This window comes from Weeksella sp. HMSC059D05 (assembly GCF_001809725.1).
Lineage (GTDB): Bacteria > Bacteroidota > Bacteroidia > Flavobacteriales > Weeksellaceae > Weeksella > Weeksella virosa.
This window is the reverse complement of sequence record NZ_KV798524.1, coordinates 101,328-122,123: the sequence shown is the minus strand read 5'-3', so window position 1 is coordinate 122,123 and position 20,796 is coordinate 101,328. Positions and strand designations below refer to the sequence as shown.

At 36.6% G+C, this 20,796-nt stretch carries 17 protein-coding genes; 8 read left to right on the top strand and 9 right to left on the bottom strand.

The window, feature by feature from the left end:
• Positions 1-12: 12 nt before the first annotated feature.
• Positions 13-360 (bottom strand): aspartate 1-decarboxylase, encoded by a 348-nt coding sequence (gene panD / locus HMPREF2660_RS03170; protein ID WP_013598082.1) that lies wholly within the window; start codon positions 358-360, stop codon positions 13-15.
• Between the two features lie 62 nt (positions 361-422).
• Positions 423-1,268, bottom strand: a complete 846-nt coding sequence (gene panC, locus HMPREF2660_RS03165) for a pantoate--beta-alanine ligase (RefSeq protein WP_070485603.1) — start codon at positions 1,266-1,268, stop codon at positions 423-425.
• 116 nt (positions 1,269-1,384) lie between these two features.
• On the opposite strand from panC, the gene HMPREF2660_RS03160 reads away from it, so the two are divergent.
• Genes HMPREF2660_RS03160 through glmS form a run of 3 tightly spaced genes read left to right on the top strand, consistent with a single transcriptional unit; the run spans position 1,385 to position 5,694 of the window.
• Positions 1,385-2,200, top strand: a complete 816-nt coding sequence (locus tag HMPREF2660_RS03160; RefSeq protein WP_070485602.1) for a glycogen/starch synthase — start codon at positions 1,385-1,387, stop codon at positions 2,198-2,200.
• A 23-nt stretch (positions 2,201-2,223) separates the two neighbouring features.
• The gene (locus HMPREF2660_RS03155; RefSeq protein ID WP_070485601.1) at positions 2,224-3,840 is read left to right on the top strand and encodes a DUF4270 domain-containing protein; all 1,617 of its coding nucleotides are present in this window, start codon (positions 2,224-2,226) and stop codon (positions 3,838-3,840) included.
• A 6-nt stretch (positions 3,841-3,846) separates the two neighbouring features.
• Positions 3,847-5,694 (top strand): glutamine--fructose-6-phosphate transaminase (isomerizing), encoded by a 1,848-nt coding sequence (gene glmS, locus HMPREF2660_RS03150; RefSeq protein ID WP_013598078.1) that lies wholly within the window; start codon positions 3,847-3,849, stop codon positions 5,692-5,694.
• Between the two features lie 154 nt (positions 5,695-5,848).
• Here glmS and serS read toward each other — a convergent pair whose 3' ends face one another.
• The 4 genes from serS to HMPREF2660_RS03130 form a co-directional block, all read right to left on the bottom strand.
• Positions 5,849-7,117: a serine--tRNA ligase gene (gene serS / locus HMPREF2660_RS03145; RefSeq protein ID WP_013598077.1), complete on the bottom strand. Its 1,269-nt coding sequence runs from the start codon at positions 7,115-7,117 to the stop codon at positions 5,849-5,851.
• Between the two features lie 65 nt (positions 7,118-7,182).
• A complete protein-coding gene (locus HMPREF2660_RS03140; RefSeq protein WP_070485600.1) occupies positions 7,183-8,805 on the bottom strand; it encodes an ArnT family glycosyltransferase in 1,623 nt (540 codons plus the stop codon).
• Positions 8,798-9,433 (bottom strand): lipid-A-disaccharide synthase N-terminal domain-containing protein, encoded by a 636-nt coding sequence (locus HMPREF2660_RS03135; protein WP_070485599.1) that lies wholly within the window; start codon positions 9,431-9,433, stop codon positions 8,798-8,800. The genes HMPREF2660_RS03140 and HMPREF2660_RS03135 overlap by 8 nt, the downstream gene beginning before the upstream one ends.
• The gene (locus tag HMPREF2660_RS03130) at positions 9,420-10,142 is read right to left on the bottom strand and encodes a glycosyltransferase family 2 protein (RefSeq protein WP_013598074.1); all 723 of its coding nucleotides are present in this window, start codon (positions 10,140-10,142) and stop codon (positions 9,420-9,422) included. Before HMPREF2660_RS03130 ends, HMPREF2660_RS03135 begins: the two co-directional genes overlap by 14 nt.
• A 118-nt stretch (positions 10,143-10,260) precedes the next feature.
• On the opposite strand from HMPREF2660_RS03130, the gene HMPREF2660_RS03125 reads away from it, so the two are divergent.
• On the top strand, positions 10,261-10,500 hold the full coding sequence (locus tag HMPREF2660_RS03125) for a hypothetical protein (RefSeq protein WP_013598073.1): 240 nt from the start codon (positions 10,261-10,263) through the stop codon (positions 10,498-10,500).
• Between the two features lie 86 nt (positions 10,501-10,586).
• Here the strand turns inward: HMPREF2660_RS03125 and HMPREF2660_RS03120 are convergent, their stop codons facing one another.
• Complete coding sequence (locus HMPREF2660_RS03120) at positions 10,587-11,294, bottom strand: SDR family oxidoreductase (protein ID WP_070485598.1); 708 nt, start codon at positions 11,292-11,294, stop codon at positions 10,587-10,589.
• Between the two features lie 4 nt (positions 11,295-11,298).
• Complete coding sequence (locus HMPREF2660_RS03115) at positions 11,299-12,987, bottom strand: ABC transporter ATP-binding protein (RefSeq protein ID WP_070485597.1); 1,689 nt, start codon at positions 12,985-12,987, stop codon at positions 11,299-11,301.
• A 156-nt stretch (positions 12,988-13,143) separates the two neighbouring features.
• On the opposite strand from HMPREF2660_RS03115, the gene HMPREF2660_RS03110 reads away from it, so the two are divergent.
• Together HMPREF2660_RS03110 and HMPREF2660_RS03105 are read left to right on the top strand one after the other, a co-directional pair.
• Complete coding sequence (locus HMPREF2660_RS03110; protein WP_013598071.1) at positions 13,144-14,553, top strand: hemolysin family protein; 1,410 nt, start codon at positions 13,144-13,146, stop codon at positions 14,551-14,553.
• 132 nt (positions 14,554-14,685) lie between these two features.
• Positions 14,686-15,594, top strand: coding sequence for an EamA family transporter (locus tag HMPREF2660_RS03105; protein ID WP_070485596.1), 909 nt, complete (start codon positions 14,686-14,688; stop codon positions 15,592-15,594).
• A gap of 41 nt (positions 15,595-15,635) precedes the next feature.
• Here the strand turns inward: HMPREF2660_RS03105 and HMPREF2660_RS03100 are convergent, their stop codons facing one another.
• A complete protein-coding gene (locus HMPREF2660_RS03100; RefSeq protein ID WP_070485595.1) occupies positions 15,636-16,691 on the bottom strand; it encodes a YncE family protein in 1,056 nt (351 codons plus the stop codon).
• 363 nt (positions 16,692-17,054) lie between these two features.
• On the opposite strand from HMPREF2660_RS03100, the gene HMPREF2660_RS03095 reads away from it, so the two are divergent.
• Both HMPREF2660_RS03095 and HMPREF2660_RS03090 read left to right on the top strand, forming a co-directional pair.
• Positions 17,055-18,032 carry a pyruvate dehydrogenase complex E1 component subunit beta gene (locus HMPREF2660_RS03095; RefSeq protein ID WP_013598068.1) on the top strand — a complete coding sequence of 326 codons (978 nt, stop codon included), beginning with the start codon at positions 17,055-17,057 and terminating at the stop codon, positions 18,030-18,032.
• Positions 18,033-18,219: 187 nt separating this feature from the next.
• Positions 18,220-20,766: a DUF5686 family protein gene (locus tag HMPREF2660_RS03090; protein ID WP_070485594.1), complete on the top strand. Its 2,547-nt coding sequence runs from the start codon at positions 18,220-18,222 to the stop codon at positions 20,764-20,766.
• The last annotated feature ends 30 nt before the right edge of the window (positions 20,767-20,796 follow it).

The window sequence follows — 20,796 nt, the reverse complement described above, 5'->3', positions numbered from 1 at the left end:
TGCTGTTTACTTCTAATCTAATCGATTTTGTTCGTTCGGGAAAATGATCGTCGGCTGGAAAGTTTTTGCCTTGTCATAATCCATCATAGCATAGGCAATAATTATTATGGTATCGCCCACTTGTACACGTCTTGCTGCGGGGCCGTTGAGGCAAATTTCACCGCTTCCGCGTTTTCCTTTTATTACATAGGTTTCGAATCTTTCGCCATTTTCTTGTACGACAATTTGTACTTTTTGTCCGACCAAAATTTTCGAAGCATCCAGCAAATCTTCATCGATCGTAATGCTGCCGATGTAATTTAATTTTGCGTCAGTAACAGTTGCGCGGTGTATTTTCGATTGAAAAATTTCTATCATCATAATAATGCAAATTTAATTTATTTTTTTATGATCTCTATATCTGTGAATAGGAATAAGTTTTATTAAGAAAATGATAAGTTGTCAATTAAGCGGACATCTCCTGCATAGGCAACAACAAAAGCGCGAATTTTCTTTGTAGAGGTAAAATCGTCAATGGGTTGAAGGGTTTCTTCATCGGCTATCTGAAAATATTCTAGCTCGAAAGGTGAATTGGCAAAAGCTTTTTCAACATACGAATTGACTTCATGTACAGAATTTCCCTCTTCTTTTAAATTCTTTGCTTTTTGCAAGGTTGCATAAATGAAAGGAGCTGCTTGTAGATTTTCTTCCGTAAGTCGTGTGTTTCTAGAACTTAGGGCCAAACCATTTTCAGCTCTTTGAACTGGAACAGTAACAATTTCTACCGGTAATTTTTCTTGTCTTACCATTTCCTGAACAATACGTACTTGCTGGAAATCTTTTTCACCGAAATAGGCTTTTGTGGGTTGTACAGCACGCAGAAGTTTGTTGACAACCGTTGCTACACCAGCAAAATGGCCAGGACGAAATTTTCCTTCCATTACTTGATCGAGTAAGCCAAAATCGTAATCTTCATTTTCTTCTTTTTCGGGATAAACATCTTCGACGTTTGGCAAATAAAGAAAATCACAATTATTATCGGATAATAAAACAATATCTTTCTCTTCTGTTCGTGGGTATTTGGCTAAATCTTCAGGATTGTTGAATTGAGTCGGATTGACAAAAATACTCACTACAACAACTTCATTTTCTTTTTTTGCTTGTTGTATCAACGCTAGGTGGCCTTGGTGTAAGGCACCCATTGTAGCGACGAAACCTATGGTTTCCCCATTCTCCCTTGTTTTTTGTAGTACAGGAGACATTTCGGTTTGGGTACGAAAAATTTTCATTTGTTCGGGCTGTTAAAAAATTCTAAAATCGTGACAAAGCTAAAGATAACAAAGCAAATGTCAATATTTTTTTGTACCTTTGTACCCTGTTTTACAATAGGAAAAGAGTTATCATTATGCAAGAAAAGAGAATTTTGTATGTCACTACTGAGATGGTTCCATACTTTCCTGAAAATCCAATGTCTTCACAAGCTTTAGCTTTACCGAAATTAATGCAGAGTGATGGGGCAGATGTTCGTATTTTTATGCCTCGTTTTGGGGTGATTAATGAGCGTAGACATCAGCTTCATGAAGTGATTCGATTATCGGGGATGAATATGATTATCAATGATATCGATCAGCCATTGATCATAAAAGTTGCATCTGTACCGAATGAACGTTTGCAAGTTTATTTTATTGATAATGAAGAGTATTTCAAACGCAAAGAAGTGTACACGTCGAAAAACGGTGAAATGGCAGCAGATAATGATGAGCGAGCAATCTTCTTTGCAAAAGGGGTTTTAGAAACCGTGAAAAAATTAAACTGGAAGCCAGATGTGGTACACATTTTGGGGTGGATGTCGGGCTTGTTGCCGTTGTATTTAAGAAAATACTATCAGGATGATCCTTTTTTTCATGACACAAAAGTAGTTGTTTCTTTGTTTGACAATGGGTTTAAAGGAGAATTGAATCCAGACATCGTTAACAAATTAGCATTTGATAAAGTCGAAGGGGAGGTGAAAGAGTATTTAGACACACCAACTCATTTGGCTTGGGTGCAAGCAGCACTAAAGTATGCAGATGCGATTGTGAAGGGAGAAGAAAAAATTCCTACAGATGTTGAAGAGTTTATCAAGAGTAAAGATTTACCTTTGTTAGACTTCCAAACAGGAGAATTGGCAAAAGAAGTTTATAAGAATTTTTATATAGAAGAAGTAATCAACGCAAACTAATTTTTTAATATTTAGAATACCGGATGAAGAGAATCTTGAATGTGCTTACCGTTTTGTCTGCACTATTGGTCACAAGCAGCCTGTTGGTTTCGTGTGATAACGACCCGTTAACTGTAGGAGATGAATTGGTAGGAGGAGGAGCAACTGGCTCGAAGTACGAATTGGATCTTGTTGCGTACAATACCACTACCGACACCATTCTTTCTAACCAAAAAGTATTACAAAACGCTATTCTTGGTGTGTACAACGAACCAACTTTTGGGCAAAATAAAGCCCGATTCTATACCCAAGTACGTCTATCGGGAGCAAATCCTACCTTTGGTCAAAATCCTACAGTAGATTCTGTTGTTCTTCGAATTCCGGTATATCATAAAGAGAAAGCAGCAAAGCAAGATACAGTAAAAGTAACGAGCGGAACAGATAAAGATAAAATAGAAAAATGGTGGATAAAAAACACGTATGAATTGGATTCGATTTACGGTCATAAAGATGCGACGATGCGTCTAAATGTTCGTGAAATGAATACAGTTCTTTTTTACGATTCTCTTTATTATTCTAACCCTAATTTGCGTAACAAGGATCAGATAGAGGTTTTGCCAACCGTTTTAGGATCAACAGAGATCACTAAAACTGTGGTGCAGAATATAGTAAAAGAAAAAGACAAATCAACAACCGATTTCGAAGAAGAAGTAGCGTACAAAGTTATGTTGGACAAAGACTTTTTCCAGCAAAAAATTATCAATAATCGAAGTACAGGAAACTTGAGCGATAATGCAACTTTCATTCGTAATGTGTTACGTGGATTAGAGATTTCGGTAGAAAATGATAATGGATTTTATTTTCAATTCAATCCAAATCAAATTCAGCTGAAGATGTATTATTCGCATGACGATACCAAAGTAAAAGAAGGCGAAGAACCTAAACGAATGCAGTCTAGTTATGATTTTGGTTTCCGTAATCGATGGACATCTTTACAATCAGGACCAGATTTCACGGTACAGTTAAATCAGTTTAGCAACCAAAGAAGTGCCGAATTACTATCAGCAACCCAAAATCCAGACAGAGTAAATGGAGCGTCGAGATTGTACCTCAATGGTATGGATGGTACGATGATAAATCTCCATATCAAACCAGAAGCATTAGAAGATTTTCGCAATAAAGCCAAAGCGAACAATTGGATTATTGTGGGGGCGAAAGTAGTTATGAATGTGGACAACTCTTATCAAGATATCGCCTCAAAGCCACCATATATTTTTGCATGGAATCATTACCAAAAAGAAGGAAAATGGATAGATGAAATGTATTCGGATATGACAAGACAACAATCCTTTGTCAATAGCTATCCGCACAATGTACATTTTAATCCAATGTACAACTTCAAGAAGAATGATGGCCAATATATTATAGACATAACAGATCATCTCAAATCGATGATCGAAAGAGGAGAAGTATTCGAGAACCAAGAAATGCGAATCGGTATGGGTAATTTCTTATTAGAGATAGGGAAATCCAACATCTATTCAGAGAAACCTCATTATAATAATAGAGTGTCTTCTCCACACCGTTTGGTGTTCCATGGGAATCAATCTTCCGATCAAGAAAAGAAACTTAAATTATTAGTATATTACACTCAAAAGTAAAAAATTATGTGCGGAATCGTAGGATATATTGGAAGCCGACAAGCATATCCCATTATTATCAATGGGCTAAAAAGACTAGAATACCGAGGGTATGATAGTGCAGGATTAGTTTTAGCAAAAGAGGATAAATTCGAGTTGGTGAAAACCAAGGGCAAAGTATCTGATTTGGAAGATAAAAGCACAGACATCGACCATACACCGACCGTTGGGATTGGGCATACAAGATGGGCAACACATGGGGTGCCAAATGATGTAAACTCGCATCCACACCTAAGTAACAATGGACGCATCGTTTTGGTACATAATGGTATTATCGAAAACTACGATACACTGAAACAATTATTGGTAGAAAAAGGATTTACTTTTTATAGTGAAACCGATACCGAAGTTTTAGTAAATTTCATTCAATACCTACAAGATGAAAATAAACTTAATCTTACCGATGCTGTACGCTTAGCACTCAACCAAGTAATTGGTGCTTATGCAATTGCTGTTTTGGATAAAGAAAATACAGACGAAATAGTAGTGGGGCGATTAGGTTCTCCATTAGCCATCGGAATTGGGAAGAATGAGTATTTTATAGCCTCTGATGCATCACCTTTTATCGAGTTTACCAAAGACGCCGTGTACTTAGATGACGGAGAAATGGCGACAATCACCAGAGGAAAAGAAGTTGATATCCGAAAAATAGAAAACAATACTGAAGTAACCCCCAACATTCAAGAACTACAATTGAATATCGAACAAATCGAAAAAGGAGGTTATGAACATTTCATGCTGAAAGAAATTCATGAGCAACCACGCTCTATTTACGATACGCTACGTGGACGTTTGTTGGTTGACGAAGGAATAATTAAGATGGCCGGAATTTGGGATCATCAAGAGAAATTCCTCAACGCCAAAAGAATCATTATTGTTGCATGCGGAACCTCTTACCATGCTGGTTTAATAGCAGAATACATGATTGAGGATTTTGCTCGTATTCCGGTAGAAGTGGAATATGCGTCAGAATTTCGATACAGAAATCCGATCATCAAGAAAAATGATGTAGTAATTGCAATTTCGCAATCGGGAGAGACAGCCGATACTTTAGCAGCACTAAAGTTAGCCAAAGAAAAAGGAGCTTTTATTTTCGGTATCAATAATGTAGTTGGGTCATCAATTGCACGCATTACCGATGCCGGTGCATATACCCATGCAGGACCAGAAATTGGAGTAGCTTCTACCAAAGCTTTCACTGCTCAGCTGACTGTATTGGCGATGATTGCTATCAAATTAGGTAAACATAAAGGAGAATTATCTAATGAGCGCTTCAACTTATTGATTCGCGAATTAGAAAATATCCCAAACAAAGTAGAACAAATTCTAGAAAACTGTGAAGGAGTAGTAGAAAAAATTGCCGAAAAATACAAGGATAATAAAAATGTTATTTATCTAGGTCGTGGATACAATTATCCTTCTGCATTAGAAGGGGCATTAAAACTAAAAGAAATCTCGTATATCCATGCAGAAGGCTATCCTGCCGCAGAAATGAAGCACGGACCTATTGCTTTATTAGACGAGAATATGCCTGTAATTGTAATTGCAACCAAAAAAGGCTACTACGAGAAAGTGGTTTCTAATATTCAAGAAATAAAATCTAGAAGTGCCAAAGTTATCGCAATCGTAAACGAAGGCGATGAGCAAGTAGTCAATATGGCGGATGATTATGTGGTAATTCCAGAAACTGAAGAAGAATTCTCGCCAATTCTCACAGCTATTCCATTGCAATTATTATCGTATTGGGTAGCAGTGAAGTTAGGTAAAAATGTCGATCAACCAAGAAATTTGGCAAAATCGGTTACCGTAGAATAATAGCAACTTTATTTCAAGTATAAGTATAGTAAAAGAGGGTTGAATGTATTTCGTCCCTCTTTTTATTTCGGTAGGATAAACCAAAAGATTAATAAAAAAATGGTTCGAGAAGTATTTTCTCGAACCATTTTTTTACTTGAGAACGATAGTTCTTTTATTTAATCTCTGAAAATCCAGTATAAGGAACCAACACTTTCGGAATTCTGATGCTTCCATCTTCTTGCTGATAGTTCTCAAGTATCGAAGCTAGAATCCGAGGCAATGCCAATGCAGAACCGTTTAGAGTGTGAAGCAGCTGAGAAGCATTTCCTGCCTTATAACGCAATTTTAGACGATTTGCCTGAAAATCTCTAAAGTTTGATACCGAACTAACTTCTAACCATTTTTCTTGAGCCTGAGAAAAAACCTCGAAGTCGTAGGTAATCGATGAGGCAAAACCTGTATCGCCAGCACATAAACGTAAAATACGGTAAGGCAAATCCAACTCCTCCAATAAACCTTTTACATGCTCAACCATTTCGTCTAAGGCAGCCATCGAATTTTCTGGTTTTTCTATGCGAACAATTTCTACCTTCTCGAACTGATGTAAACGATTTAGTCCACGTACATCTTTCCCATAACTTCCTGCCTCTCTACGGAAACAAGGTGAATATGCTGTATGTTTCAACGGTAATTCTTCATCTCTCAAGATAACATCGCGGTAAATATTGGTCACAGGAACTTCAGAAGTCGGTATCAAATACAAATCATCTTCTTTTACATAATACATTTGTCCTTCTTTGTCGGGTAATTGTCCCGTTCCGTAACCAGAAGCTTCATTCACCACAAATGGCGGGATGATTTCTTGGTAATCAGCTGCGGTGTTTTTATCCAAAAAATATTGAATCAAAGCGCGTTGCAATCGAGCTCCTTTTCCTTTGTAAACAGGAAAACCTGCACCAGTAATTTTCACTCCCAATTCAAAATCAATCAAATCGTATTTCTTGGCTACTTCCCAATGCGGTAAATATCCTTTCTTGGGAGAAGCATCTCCTGAAGAAAAAACGATTTCATTATCATTTTCATCTTTTCCTGCTTTCACCAATTCGTTGGGTACATTAGGAATTTGATATAAAATATTCTGAATCGATGCTTCGTATTCGGATAATAAATCTTGTAGTTCTTTGGACGATGATTTTAGTTCGGTCGTTTGTTCTTTCAGTTTATTGGCATCTTCTGTCTGTCCCGATTTGAAAAGGTTCCCGATTTCTTTAGAAAGTTTATTCGATTCTGCCAAAATTGTGTCTAACTCGAATTGTGTTTTACGACGTAATTCATCCAAACTCAACACTTCGTCGATCAAATAAAGTTCTTTGAAATTTCTTTTCTTAAGTCCTTCAATAACTTCTTCCTTATTTTCTTGAATGTAAGAAACTACAAGCATAGTATAATTGATTTTACAACAAAGTTAAAAGTTCTTTGCAATTTCGACTCATTTTTTAGAAGAAATTACTTTTTTTCGACCAAATAATAAGCGCGAGTTAGTCTCGGATTATAAAAGGGAGTGTTCGGATGAACACGATTAAAATCTAGAGTCGTAATTTTCTGATGATGATACCCAAACAGAACAGAATCCATAAATATCGTATCGTTTACATCTAATAATACACCGAAACGATCACTTTTTGGCAAAGTAATTTCATCTAGATTTTTGATAACCGGAATTGGCTCTCCATAGGCCAAAATCAATTCGGGAATAAAACCATCAGATTCATACGTTTTGATGTTCCATTGCTTTTCTATTTCATGGAAATTTTCACGAGAGGTATACTTGGGATTATTCAACTTCGAGGTGAAAACAGGATAAGCAAACGCAACTACAGAAGTCATCAAAAGAATTGTAGAATAAAAAACGAGGATAAAATTCCTCGATTTCAGGTTGTTGAGAATCGTCCATCCAAAGAACAAACCACTCAAAACCAAAGGAATTGCATAGAAAGAAAAACTTTTTCGCAAAATGAGGTAGGGAATAATCCCGACAAAAAGACAAGCAATTATCCCAATAATCCCGAAAGAAAAATTAGCAGCCAAACGCTCTTTATTAGAAATTGTTGTAAAGTTTTTATACAAATACAAAACATAAAAACTTGTATTGTAGGCTAGAGGGATCAGTGTTGGTAAGATGTAGCGTGTTTTCTTTTCGGGGATAATCGATAATAAAATTAAAGAAAAAATTGTCCAAAGAAAGGCAAATTGATAGGCTTTTGGGTTGCTTACTTTGTTTTTTAGGTACGGATAAAGTAGTGCAATAAAAGCAACTACGGTCCAAATGCCCGATTGTGTAAAGAAGCTCCAATAATAATAAAAAGGACGAATGTTGTAACTTCCCCAACGAGAAATTTCTGTTTTTGCTGCTTTAGAAAAGGGTAGGGGATCGTGCGTTTTTACATACCACATCCAACTAAAACCGATCAATGTACCAGTTACCGTAATCGATAAAGCTATCAGGAATTTGCTTTTCCGATTGTCTTTGTAGACCAAGAAATAGGCTAGTAAAAAAGGTAAATATAAAGCATACAAAGAGACAGGTCCTTTACTGAGGATAGAGGCTGCTAATGAGAGCGAACTGATTGCACCTAAATAGAATTTATACCCTATTGGGTAACATTTCTGATAGAGGAGAAGTAGATAAAACAAAGCGATAATCACGAAACTATGCGTGTACATATCCCAATTATTATCACGTCCTGCAAAGAAAATATAGAAAGAAGTAATGAGAATTAGACTCGCCAAATACGCATGGAAATGGGTGGTAAATCGTTTTACCAAATGATAAAAATAGAAAACCAATAAAACAGTAATTATAGCAACCGGAATACGGAGATAATATAGATTATCAAAACCAAAAAATTTACCAAAAATAGCAGTGATCCAAGTGGGTAAAGGGGGTTTTTCGTAACGAGGCAATCCGTTGAGCGTCGTAAAAATCCAGTTATTGCTATCTATAATTTCTCTTGCCGTTACAAAATTTCTTGCTTCCATTATATTTGTCGGTGTAAGACCGAGATTGATAAAGAGCATCAGTATGGTGATGAGTGCAAGAAAAATATATTCTTTGTTGGTTTTAGTCATCTTTTTGGGTTTTCCAAATCAAAATTATGTTCCTAAAATAGATAATAAATCCCATAAAATGGCCAATAAATAAGACAGGATCTTTTCGGATGATGGCATAGGTTAGGATAAAAAAGCTTCCGATGAGGCTAATAACCCAGAATCCGATTGGTAAACTAGAGTTTTTTTGATATTCAGAATACAGCCACTGATACACAAACCGAAAGGTAAACATGACCTGAGAAAGGATTCCTAAGGTGAGTAACCAGAGCGGTATTTTTTCGTTTCTAAAAAGATTATCCACATCGATAATTCCGTTATTGAATCCTACCACAACCAAAATAACAGGGAATATCAGTAAACTTATTCGAATTATTTTTGGGAAAGATTTCCAATGATTCTGGAGTTGAATATTGCGGATATATATATAATATGTTAACGTTTGTCCTAGCATAATAGCAAAATCATGACGCAGATATCCATAGATAAAAAGCAAAACCGATGCTGCTAAACTAAATTCCCAAAAGAGTTTTGGGGTTAGGACTTTTTTGTTTTTTTCAGAGATTAACCATTGTAGAATGAGGCGACTAGAAAACAAGATTTGCGCCACAAATCCTATCATGTAAATAAACCAATTAGGTGTCGACATTGCTTTCTTTTACCGTATAATTGATGTATTTTTTTTTCATCCAAAGATAGGCAAAGCAATCAGAAAGTGGACCTAGTAGACGGTTCCACATATTGAATTTTGAAACGCCAGCAATCCTTGGGAAATGACGAACCGGAATTTGAGTAATTTTTCCATTTTGTAATAAAATCATTGCGGGTAAAAAACGATGTAATCCCTTGAACATTGGAATTTTTTTTGCCATATCTGTTCGCATGATTTTTAACGGACAACCCGTATCGTCCATCCCGTCGTTGGTGAAAGCACGTCGGATGCTGTTCGCAATCTTAGAGGACAAGTTTTTCCCCAGAGAGTCTTTTCTATTGGCACGCACGCCTGTTACCAAATCGTATTGCGGAATATGTATAAGGAGTTTTTCGAAATCTTCTGGAGATGTCTGTAAATCGGCATCTATATAGCCCACCCAACTAGTATCTGCCCAGTCGAAACCAGCTTTTATCGCAGCACTTAGACCATAATTTTTATCAAAACTAATAAAATAAAAAGCGTTGTTTCGGCTACAAATATTTTTTATTAGCTGAAGACTGTTGTCTTTTGATCCATCATTTATCAATAAAACCTTGGTTGGTAGAGAAGCTTTTCTTAAATAATTGGTAAGTTCTTTTTCTACACGCTCAAGGTTATCTTCTTCGTTGAATATTGGGATAATGATTGTAAGGTCTTTTTTCATTCTTTGTTAAAAGGTATACAAATTTATAATAAAACTGTTATTTTATAAGAATTAATCAGAAATATTGTTTTTATATTTATATTTTAATTATATTTACTACAATTCAAAATTACACAATATGAAAAAATTACTTTTATTATCGTTATTTTCTGTTGCGGCAGTAGCATTTGCGCAACAAGGTCCTTCAAAAAAGTTTCAAAAACAAGAGAACCCAACAAAAGAAAGCAAAGCTGTTAATACTCAAGGAAAGGCAGCTACACTGAAAAATTCTTCTCATTACCAACAAAAAGCAACTCAACCAGTTTCAGCGGTAAAAGAAGCTACTTTGAAGGCAGAGCCTGTCGAAAGAAAAAGATAATCAGTGCCAGAAAAATAGTTAAAAAGCAACATGAAATATCGTGTTGCTTTTTTTTATTTTTTATAAGAGATGTGTGTTTCACAAACTTATAAAGTTGTTTTGGTCGGGCGGATTTCTATTTTACTAGGAAGTACATTGGCATTCATTTTTAGTAAATCTACAATCAGCTGCCCCATATCTTCTGGTTGGATTTTCCAGGCATCTTTTTCGTTTGGTACATGACCATTGAAATGTGAGGTTACCGATCCGGGCAAAATTGTGGTACATTTCACGTCATAATTACGTAAATCGAGCATGGCAGCTTGTGTAAACCCTACTACACCAAACTTAGAGGCATTGTAAGCTGTGCCATTTGCAAAAAAGTTCGTACCGGCCAAACTAGCAATTGTTATATAATATCCTTTATGTTCTTTGAGTTGTTCTACTGAAGCTTTTAGGGTATGGAAAACACCCGTTAGATTGGTGTCTATCATCGAGTGCCAGTCTTCTAAAGCAAGTTGATCTATTGGGGCGAATTTTCCCAATCCGGCATTGGCAATTACTACATCAACTTTGCCAAATTCTTTTACAATTGTTTCGATGGCTTTTACTTCGTCTTCATAATTTCTTACATCCGACACAATTGCCAAAACATTTTGGTTACCCAAGGCGTGTTTTGCTTGTTCGATGCTTTCTTTGTCGCGCCCAGATATCGCCACTTTCATGCCAGCTTCTATGAGGGTGTGTGCGATTCCGAAACCGATTCCTTTCGAACCGCCCGTTATATATGCTACTTTATCTTTTACAGTATTCATAGGATCATAATTTTGGTATTGCTTCTATTAACTCTTTGGTATATATTGTTTTAGGATGATTGTATACCTGGTCCGCATCTGCTAATTCTTTCATTTGACCGTGTTGCATCACTAAAAGCTGATCGCTCATATATTTAACGACAGCCAAATCATGAGAAATAAAAATATAAGTAAAATGAAATTCTTTTTTCAGATCGTTCAGCAGGTTAAGCACCTGTGCCTGAACAGATACATCTAGTGCAGAAACACTTTCGTCGCATATAATGAATTGGGGTTTTAGAGCCAGCGCTCTTGCAATTCCTATACGCTGGCGTTGCCCACCCGAAAATTCGTGAGGATATTTCTTCAATGCCTCTACCGATAAATTTACTTTTTCGAGCAAATGAGCTGCCTTTTCTACTCTTTCTTTATTGCTTTTTCCTATACCATGAATTTTCATCGGTTCGGTGAGAATGAGTTGAATGGTATGACGAGGATTTAGGCTCGAATAAGGATCCTGAAAGATGATTTGAATATCTTTTCGTAATCGGCGAATATCTTCTTTTTTCATCTTTAAGATATCTTGTCCTCGAAAATAGATTTCACCACTAGTCGGTTTTTCTAGTAAAAGAAGGGTGCGTGAAAGTGTTGTTTTTCCGCTTCCAGATTCTCCTACCAAACCAAGTGTTTCACCAGGATATACTTTGAAACTAATGTGATCTACAGCTTTTACTTGCACCTCTTCTTTTCCAAACCAATGCGATTGTGTGAAGTATTTTTTTAGATTTTTCACTTCTAGTAAAGGTGCTTGTTCGTATAAGGCTCGGTGGTCAGCAGCTCGTTCTTCATCACTATAAATTTCGGCATAGAAATCCTTATTTTTCATAAAATCTGTTACGGTTGGTAAACGCTTATAGCGTGTATCTAGGCGCGGACGACAAGCAATTAAGCCTTTCGTATAGTTTTCAGCAGGTTGATGAAAAATTGTCTCTACCCGTCCTTGTTCTACAACTTTCCCCTGATACATCACCAAAACTTCTTCGCTCACATTGGCAATTACTCCTAAGTCGTGCGAAATAAAAAGCATACTCATTCCCTCAGTCATTTGCAATTCTTTCAGTAAGTCGAGGGTTGCTTTTTGTACAGTAACATCCAAAGCAGTAGTGGGTTCATCGGCGATTAGCACTTCGGGCTCACAGCTAATGGCCATCGCAATCATGACGCGTTGTTTTTGCCCGCCAGATAACTCATGTGGGTAGGCTTTGTATATCCGTTCTGGGTTAGGAAGTTTTACTTTTTCGAAAAGTGCTAAAACTTTTTTTTTGGCTTGTGTGTTGTTGAGGTTTTGATGCAAAAGAATAGATTCTTCGACTTGTTTACCGCATCGAATACTTGGATTGAGAGAAGTCATCGGTTCTTGAAAAATCATTCCTAATGAATTTCCACGAAGAGAAGCATATTCTTTTGAGTTGATTTTTGTCAGGTCGATGAGTTGATTATTGGTTTTGAAAAGAATTTTACTCTCGGGATCTATGTTTGCGTTTTTATTGAGCAAGCCCATGATTGCCAATGATGTAATCGATTTTCCGCTGCCAGATTCTCCTACCAAACCCAAGGTTTCTCCTTTGTTTAGTGTGAAGCTTACGCGGTCTAGAACTTTCTTATGGCCAAAGCTCAAACTTAGATTTTCTATTTTCAGTATCCAATCATTCATCCCTCAAAAATAATCTCTTTAACAATCAAATTAAAATAAAAGGCAAAGAATCTAAAATTTTTCTAACTTTGCTTAGAATTCAAAAAAATACTAAATTCGGTAATCGGATTCCTAACTCTTAAAAAAAATCAACTGAGTTAGTTTTAATTATATAGAATGGACACACACTCCCAGATGATGACGTTGATGGCAACAACAGTGGGTCACAATGTCACCGGTGAAATTTCAGTTTTCAAGCTGTTATTAACTATTTTCCTTGTTTTATTGAATGGTTTTTTTGTTGCAGCAGAATTTGCAATCGTAAAAGTTAGAAGTTCACAAATAGAAGTTAGTCATGATATTAACTCTCGAATGGCTTCTACTGCAAAAATCATTGTTAATAATTTAGACTCCTATTTAGCTGCTACGCAACTTGGGATTACCTTGGCTTCTCTAGGTTTGGGTTGGGTAGGGGAGAGTTCTTTGTCGCCAGTCATCGTAAAAATCTTTATGATGGTAGGCTTAGATAGCCCAGAGTGGATTAGCATTGCCAACAAAGTAGCTTTCCCAACGGCATTTGTCATCATCACGATTTTGCACATTGTGTTTGGGGAATTGGCACCGAAGTCTTTGGCAATTCAATTTCCTACCAAAACAACCTTTACGGTTGCATTACCTTTGCGTATTTTCTATTTTGTTTGTCGTCCAATTATTTGGTTGATGAATGGTTTTGCAAATATGATTCTTAGAGTTTTTGGAATCAGACCAATTCATGGAGGAGAAATCCACAGTGAAGAAGAACTTAAAATGATTATTACCGAAAGTCAAGAAGGTGGTGCTATTGAAGAGTCGGAACGAAATCTCATTCAGAATGTATTCGAGTTTGATGATCGTCGGGTATTGAATATTCAGACTTTGCGTAAAAATGTTTCAGCTATCGAGATCAAGTCTACCGTAAAAGAATCGATTGATTATGCGATACAAGAGGGGTATTCTCGATATCCTGTATACGAAGATTCGTTAGACAATATTGTGGGTGTTTTATACACAAAAGATTTAATGAAATCCCTATTGGCGAACCCCAACCAGACTGATATCCGTGGCTTGTTGCGCGAACCGATTTTTATTTCAGAGTCGGCTTTGATAAAAAATGTGCTGAAGCAATTTCAGAAAAAACACTTACAGTTGGCTGTAGTAACCAATGAGGTTGGAGAAATGAGCGGTGTAGTAACGATGGAAGATATTCTAGAAGAACTCGTAGGAGAAATACAAGACGAATATGATAACGAAGACCCAATAGTTACGAAGGTTGCCGATGGTGCTTACCGAGTAAATGCTCATAAAACCATTATAGATATCAATCGCCTATTGCCTTATCAGTTCGAAGAAAGCGAACATTACGATACGTTGGCTGGTTTGATTAGCGAAGTTTACTATGATCGAGATTTGGAAGTTGGTGATGAGATTGACTTGGAAGCTTATACCGGGAAAATCATAAAGATGTACCGTAATTCTGTAGAAATTATTTTACTGAAAGTGAAAATAATTAAAGAAGATCTAAGAGAAGACTCAGAAAAAGAAGAATAATATAAACGCCTGAAAATTTTCAGGCTTTTTTTGTGTTTGATAATCAAACCCAGAGGTAGGTCAATTGTTTCTTTTTGTAAATGAACCATTGTTAAAAGTTTAATTATTTGGCTAAAAAACTAACTTTGCCAAATGAAGCAATCGAAGTACTTATTTGCCGCAATTCTCACCTATTTTCTTTGGGGATTTTTTTCCTTTGGCTTGCGACCAATCAGCGATTATCCGTCGATGGAAATTTTATACTATCGTTTGTTTTTCAGTACGATTCTTTTGCTTTTGGTAGGATGTTTTCTAAGAAGAAAGAAAATAGAAGCTGATTATCAACTGTATCGATCATTGAGCAAGAAAGAACAAAACCAAATGGTTATACGATTATTTGGTAGTTCTATTGTGTTGATGTTTAATTGGTTGGCTTTCATTTATGTGATGAATCATGTGAGTGTGCAAACAGCCTCACTTTCGTATCTGATTTGTCCGGTAATTACCACATTGCTTAGCGTTTTGATACTGAAAGACCATATCGGGCGAGAAAAATGGTTTGCCATCGGGCTGAGTACTTTCGCCTGTATCATCATGGCTTTCGGGCATTTTCGCGAGTTGTATTACAGTCTCTTTGTAGCGCTTAGTTTTTCTATCTATATCATTATTCAGAAAAGACTCAATCGATTTGATAGCTTCAGTCTCTTGATGCTTCAGTTAACGATTGTTTCGGTTTTGATAATGCCTTTTTATGGTTGGAAAAGCGAACCATTTCCTACCGAAACTCGCTTCTATAAAAGTATTGCGCTGGTTGTGATTCTCTTTACGATAATTCCTATGATTCTCAATAATTTTGCCCTGAAAGGTATCGATTCGTCAACTGTCGGAATCCTGATTTATCTCAATCCGATTATCAATTTTCTTTTGGCTGTTTTCTATTACAAAGAGGCAGTTTCTTTGGAGCAAATTATCGCTTATAGTCTTATCTTTTTATCGATTCTGTTATTCAATAGCCGTAATCTGAAACAAATATTTCGATCAAAAAAACCGAAACTCTCCTAAGAAAGTGTCGGTTAATTAAAAGTTTTTTGGTTTCGATCTTTTTAATCGTTTTTATAGAATCCATTCGGAGCAATTCCTGTTTTGTATTCTTTGATAAAACTTCCGTTTGTCGAATATTCTAATACACGCCCATCCGAGTTGAAGTCGGTTGCATCTGAAATATAAATTCGGTTATCGTCTACCGTGAAACCATACATCACACCGTATTGCGAGCTCGATTCGTAGCTAAACAAAGGAGTTTCACTAAGTTTATTGTCTAATTTTTGTTTATAAACTTTGTTGGCTGAGGTATAATACAAGAAATCATCTTCGATTTTTAGATGTCCCACCATGCTAATATCACTTGGCAAATCTTGTGTTTGAATTTGATGATTGACCAAATTCATTTTCAATAAACGTTTACCACTTGTAAGAATGTAGAGCGAGTTATTTTCTTCTTCCCATGCAATCGGCGAATTATTTTCGCCCAAATCAATCTTTTTTTCAAACTGATTATTTTGTGGGTTGAGAACCATTACCGTTGTTCCTTCAGAGTAATATCCGTTCGATATATAGATTTTGTTGTTTTCTTCGGTAATTAATTCTGTGTAATCATTGGCCATTATTTTTTCCGACTTTCCACTAGACAAATCAATTACCGTGACGAAATCATCTTTCAGATTCCAAGCACCTTGATTGGTAATATACGCTTTTCCGTTATGAACCAAACCATAACGCGGCGTGTCTAAATTCTCGTTGTAGGTTTTGACATATTTAAAGGTGTTTTTATCAACAACGGTTACCGAATTCGAATTCGACGAAATGATATAAGCATACTTCTTGTCGAAAAACATCGATTGCAAATACGTACCTATTTCTGGTGAGTTAGGGTTTTCTTTCCGGAAAATATCCGTTTGCATCGTTCCATTTTTCAAGAAACTAATCGATGAGGATGTAGGCGAAGAGTTTCCTTCGTTCAGAATGAAAAATCCTTTGGCGTATGTGCCAACTTCTTCGGGTTCGCTAATCGTGTGATCATCATCATTGTTACAAGCCGTAAAAAGCAAAGCAACAGCTGCGAAAAGATAAGGATACGATTGTTTTTTTAGTTGTACCATATAGTAAAAATTTAAAATTCATTTGGTTGGGAAAATTGCAGCCTCGTGTCGAGTAGTCTTGGGCTACTATAATTCTGTGAGCGAAAAATAGTACTTCCGAGTAAACTCAGTATAAACAGATTCTTTCTACCAAAACATTCCGTTAGCTACCTACTCAAAAAAGACAAAATCATCTTGCAGATAACGAGAATTATTCACATTTCGTATATGCTCTTGTTTCTAAGCAAATAGAGAGGTTTGGTAAAAGCAACTCGAAAGAAAAGACCAAAAATACTTCTTTTTTCAGAATGTATAAGAAGAAACTGAGCAAAACAAAGCAAAATTGTTTACATTTGTCATTAGAAAAATTAAGTAACAAATCAGATGGCAATAAAAACATTTAGGGAAGTTATCGCCGAAGCGATGAGCGAAGAAATGAGACGTGATGCTTCCGTATATTTGATGGGTGAAGAAGTGGCCGAATACAATGGTGCTTACAAAGCTTCGAAAGGTATGTTGGATGAATTCGGACCAGGAAGAGTTTTGGATACCCCAATTTCTGAGGGTGGTTTTACCGGAATAGGAGTTGGCTCTACCTTAACGGGTTTACGACCAATTATCGAATTCATGACGTTTAACTTTTCATTGGTTGCCATTGATCAGATAATCAACAACGCAGCTAAAATTTACCAGATGTCAGGAGGGCAATTCAACTGTCCGATTGTTTTCCGTGGGCCTACCGCTTCTGCAGGTCAGTTAGGAGCAACCCACTCACAAGCATTCGATAGTTGGTATGCAAATGTTCCGGGACTGAAAGTCGTTGTACCGTCTAATCCCTATGATGCAAAAGGTTTATTGAAGAGTGCTATACGTGACAATGATCCAGTTATTTTCATGGAATCTGAGCAGATGTACGGTGACAAAATGGAAATTCCGGAAGAAGAATATTTAATTCCGATTGGTAAAGCCGATATCAAACGAGCAGGAAAAGATGTAACCCTTGTTTCTTATGGTAAAGTAATCAAGCAAGCGTATGCTGCTGCCGACGAATTGGCAAAAGACGGAATAGAGGTAGAAATCATCGATTTACGCACAGTACGTCCTTTGGATTATGAAACAATCTTCCAGTCGGTGAAGAAAACCAATCGCTTGGTAATTTTAGAGGAAGCATGGCCGTTTGCCAATGTTGCTTCAGAAATAACTTACATGGTACAGAAAAAAGCATTCGATTATCTAGATGCACCAATTATCCGTATCAATACCAAAGATACTTCGGCACCTTATGCTCCAAATCTTTTCGAGCTATGGTACCCACAAGTAAAAGAGGTAGTAGAAGCTTTGAAAACTGTGATGTATAAATAATTTTTTTATACAAAACCCAATCAGAGGAAATGGCAATTTTATCGGAGAGATGGTGTGGTAAGTATTTAGCATGCAATACACTACTGCGTAGCATCGATTACTATCCAGTACAAAAATAAAAGATAAAAATCATATCCAATACCTATGAGTCTAGCATACAATTTGCTAGACTTCGTTTTTTATACCTATGAAGAAATTATTTATTATTCAATTGTTTTTGAGCATGTGGTTTTTGCAGGCACAAGTAAAAATCCAGGGAACGATTTACGATTCTCTCAATCAGCAACCAGTTGCCTATGCAGATGTATCTTTACCTGAACTAAAATTGGTTACCACTACAAATACAGATGGTACTTTTTATATAGAATCGAAGACAGATGCTACTTTTTTAGTGATAAGTAAATACGGATACCAAGACCGAAAGGTTACTTTGGAGAACAAAATCAATTATAATTTTCAGTTGTTTCTGCAACCCGATAAAGAAGATGATCGTTGGATGACCGACGATTCGGGTGCAATAGAATTGCAAGGAGCAGTTGTAACTCAAAAGAAACAACGATACAAAAAAAAAGAAAATCCAGCCTATGCTATTTTGCGCAAAGTGTGGGAAAAGAACCGAAAAAATGGATTAGAAACGGTTCCGCAATACGATTACAAAGAATACGAAAAACTGCAATTCGATCTTAGTAATATCGACAGCACTTTTATGAAGCAAAAAATCTTCCGCAAGATGGAGTTTATTTTCGAACGGATGGATACTTCGGCTATCAACGGGAAAACCTATTTACCAGCCTTCCTCAATGAATCTATTTACCGTGTTTCGGGGACTAATCTACCCAACAAAACCCAAAGAAAAGAATTATTGGGCAACAAAACATCTGGTTTTGATAACAATGAGCTGGTCGCCCAAACAGTGAAAAATCTCTTTCGAGAAATCAATATTTACGATAATCGACTCAACTTTTTAGACATCAATTTTGTGAGTCCGATAGCTAAAGATGGTTTTGCCACTTACGAATACGAACTGCGGGATACCTTGGATATTGATGGTGATTTGAGTTATCGAATAAAATATTATCCACGACGATTAGGCGAATATACCTTCAAGGGAGATATTTATATCAGCACAGAACATTTTGCCGTGAAAGAAATCGTGATGGAAAGCACCAAAGACATGAATGTAAACTTTGTTCGCAATATCTTTTTAGATCTACTATACGAAATAGAAAGTGATGAGGTATATTATCCGTTGCGCTATTATTCGATGATGGACATGTCGTTGCTCAACAAAAAAGAAAACAGCAAAGGATTGTTTGTTCATCGAACAGTCGATTATTATCAATACGATTTCAAGACACGATTTCCACAAGCGTTTTATGAAGAAAAGTTAGACCCATCCAAATCGGTAATCAATCTGCAAAACGATGAATTTTGGGTAACGAACCGACCGAGTGAACTCACCGAAGAAGAAAAAGGAGTGTATCGAACCCTAGAAGAACTCAACAAAGTACCGAAATTCAAACGAATTGTTAAAGGTATAGAAACTTTAAGTTCGGGTTATTACAATCTATTTAATTCTCTTGATATCGGAGACCTGTATTCGACTTTTGGCTATAATAAAATAGAAGGTTTTCGTTTGCGTGCCGGTGCAAGAACCTATTTTTCACAAAACGATAGGTGGCGTGTGGCGGGTTATACGGCTTACGGGTTTAAAGATGAGAAATTCAAATACGGTGTAGAAGCCCGTTATATGTTTAATCAGTATAATCGTTTTCAGATAGGGGTAGGAACCAAACGAGATGTGGAACAATTGGGTTCTCAGCTCACAGCTTCAGACGGCATCATGACGCGCAGCTTTGCTTCCTCGTCGATTCTTTCGCAAGGAGGCAACAATGCTTTTCTCAGTAACCATAATATTAGCAATGCATATCTTTCGATCGAACCGTGGAAAAATGTAGTCCTTCGGGTCGATGGAAATTATCAACGCATCAAATCTGCCAATACAGAAGAATTCAAAATCAATTATTTAAAAAACAATCAAGAACATTCTACCCTCACCAACTCGAGTGTAAGTTTCTCGATTATTGCACGACCAAAAGCCAAATATGCACAGTGGGGAATCGATCGTCACGAGGTCAGTACCTTGGCAGCAACCATAATGATGCGTTATACAAGAGGACTGAAAGGCGTGATGGATTCTGATTTTGCTTTCGATAAACTACAATTCCGATACAATCAACCAATTTTGATAGGATCATTCGGAAAAACATGGATCACCGTAGAAGCCGGAAAAACCTTTCAGGCAGTACCGTTGAGTTTGCTTAGTGCATTGCCCGGGAACGAAAGCTATGGATCGGTACAAGGGACTTTCTCGCAGTTGGATTATTATGAATTTGTCACCGATGAATATGCCTCTTTGCAATGGGAGCATCATTTCAATGGCTGGCTATTCAATAAAATACCATTACTCAAAAAACTAAAATTACGCGAAGTTGGTTTCTTGCGAGCCGCAACCGGTAATATTTCTCAAGCAACCAAAGAACTCAACCGATCGACAATCAATTATATTGCACCCCATGAACAAATCTATTTCGAATATGGATTTGGAATAGAAAATATCGGAATCGGAAACATTCGTCCGTTACGAATTGATTTTAATTGGCGAGGAAATTATAATAATTTGCCAGATGTTCGTAAATTTGGCGTCACTATCGGAACGCAATGGACATTCTAGGTAGGAAATACAACGAAATTAATAATAGAA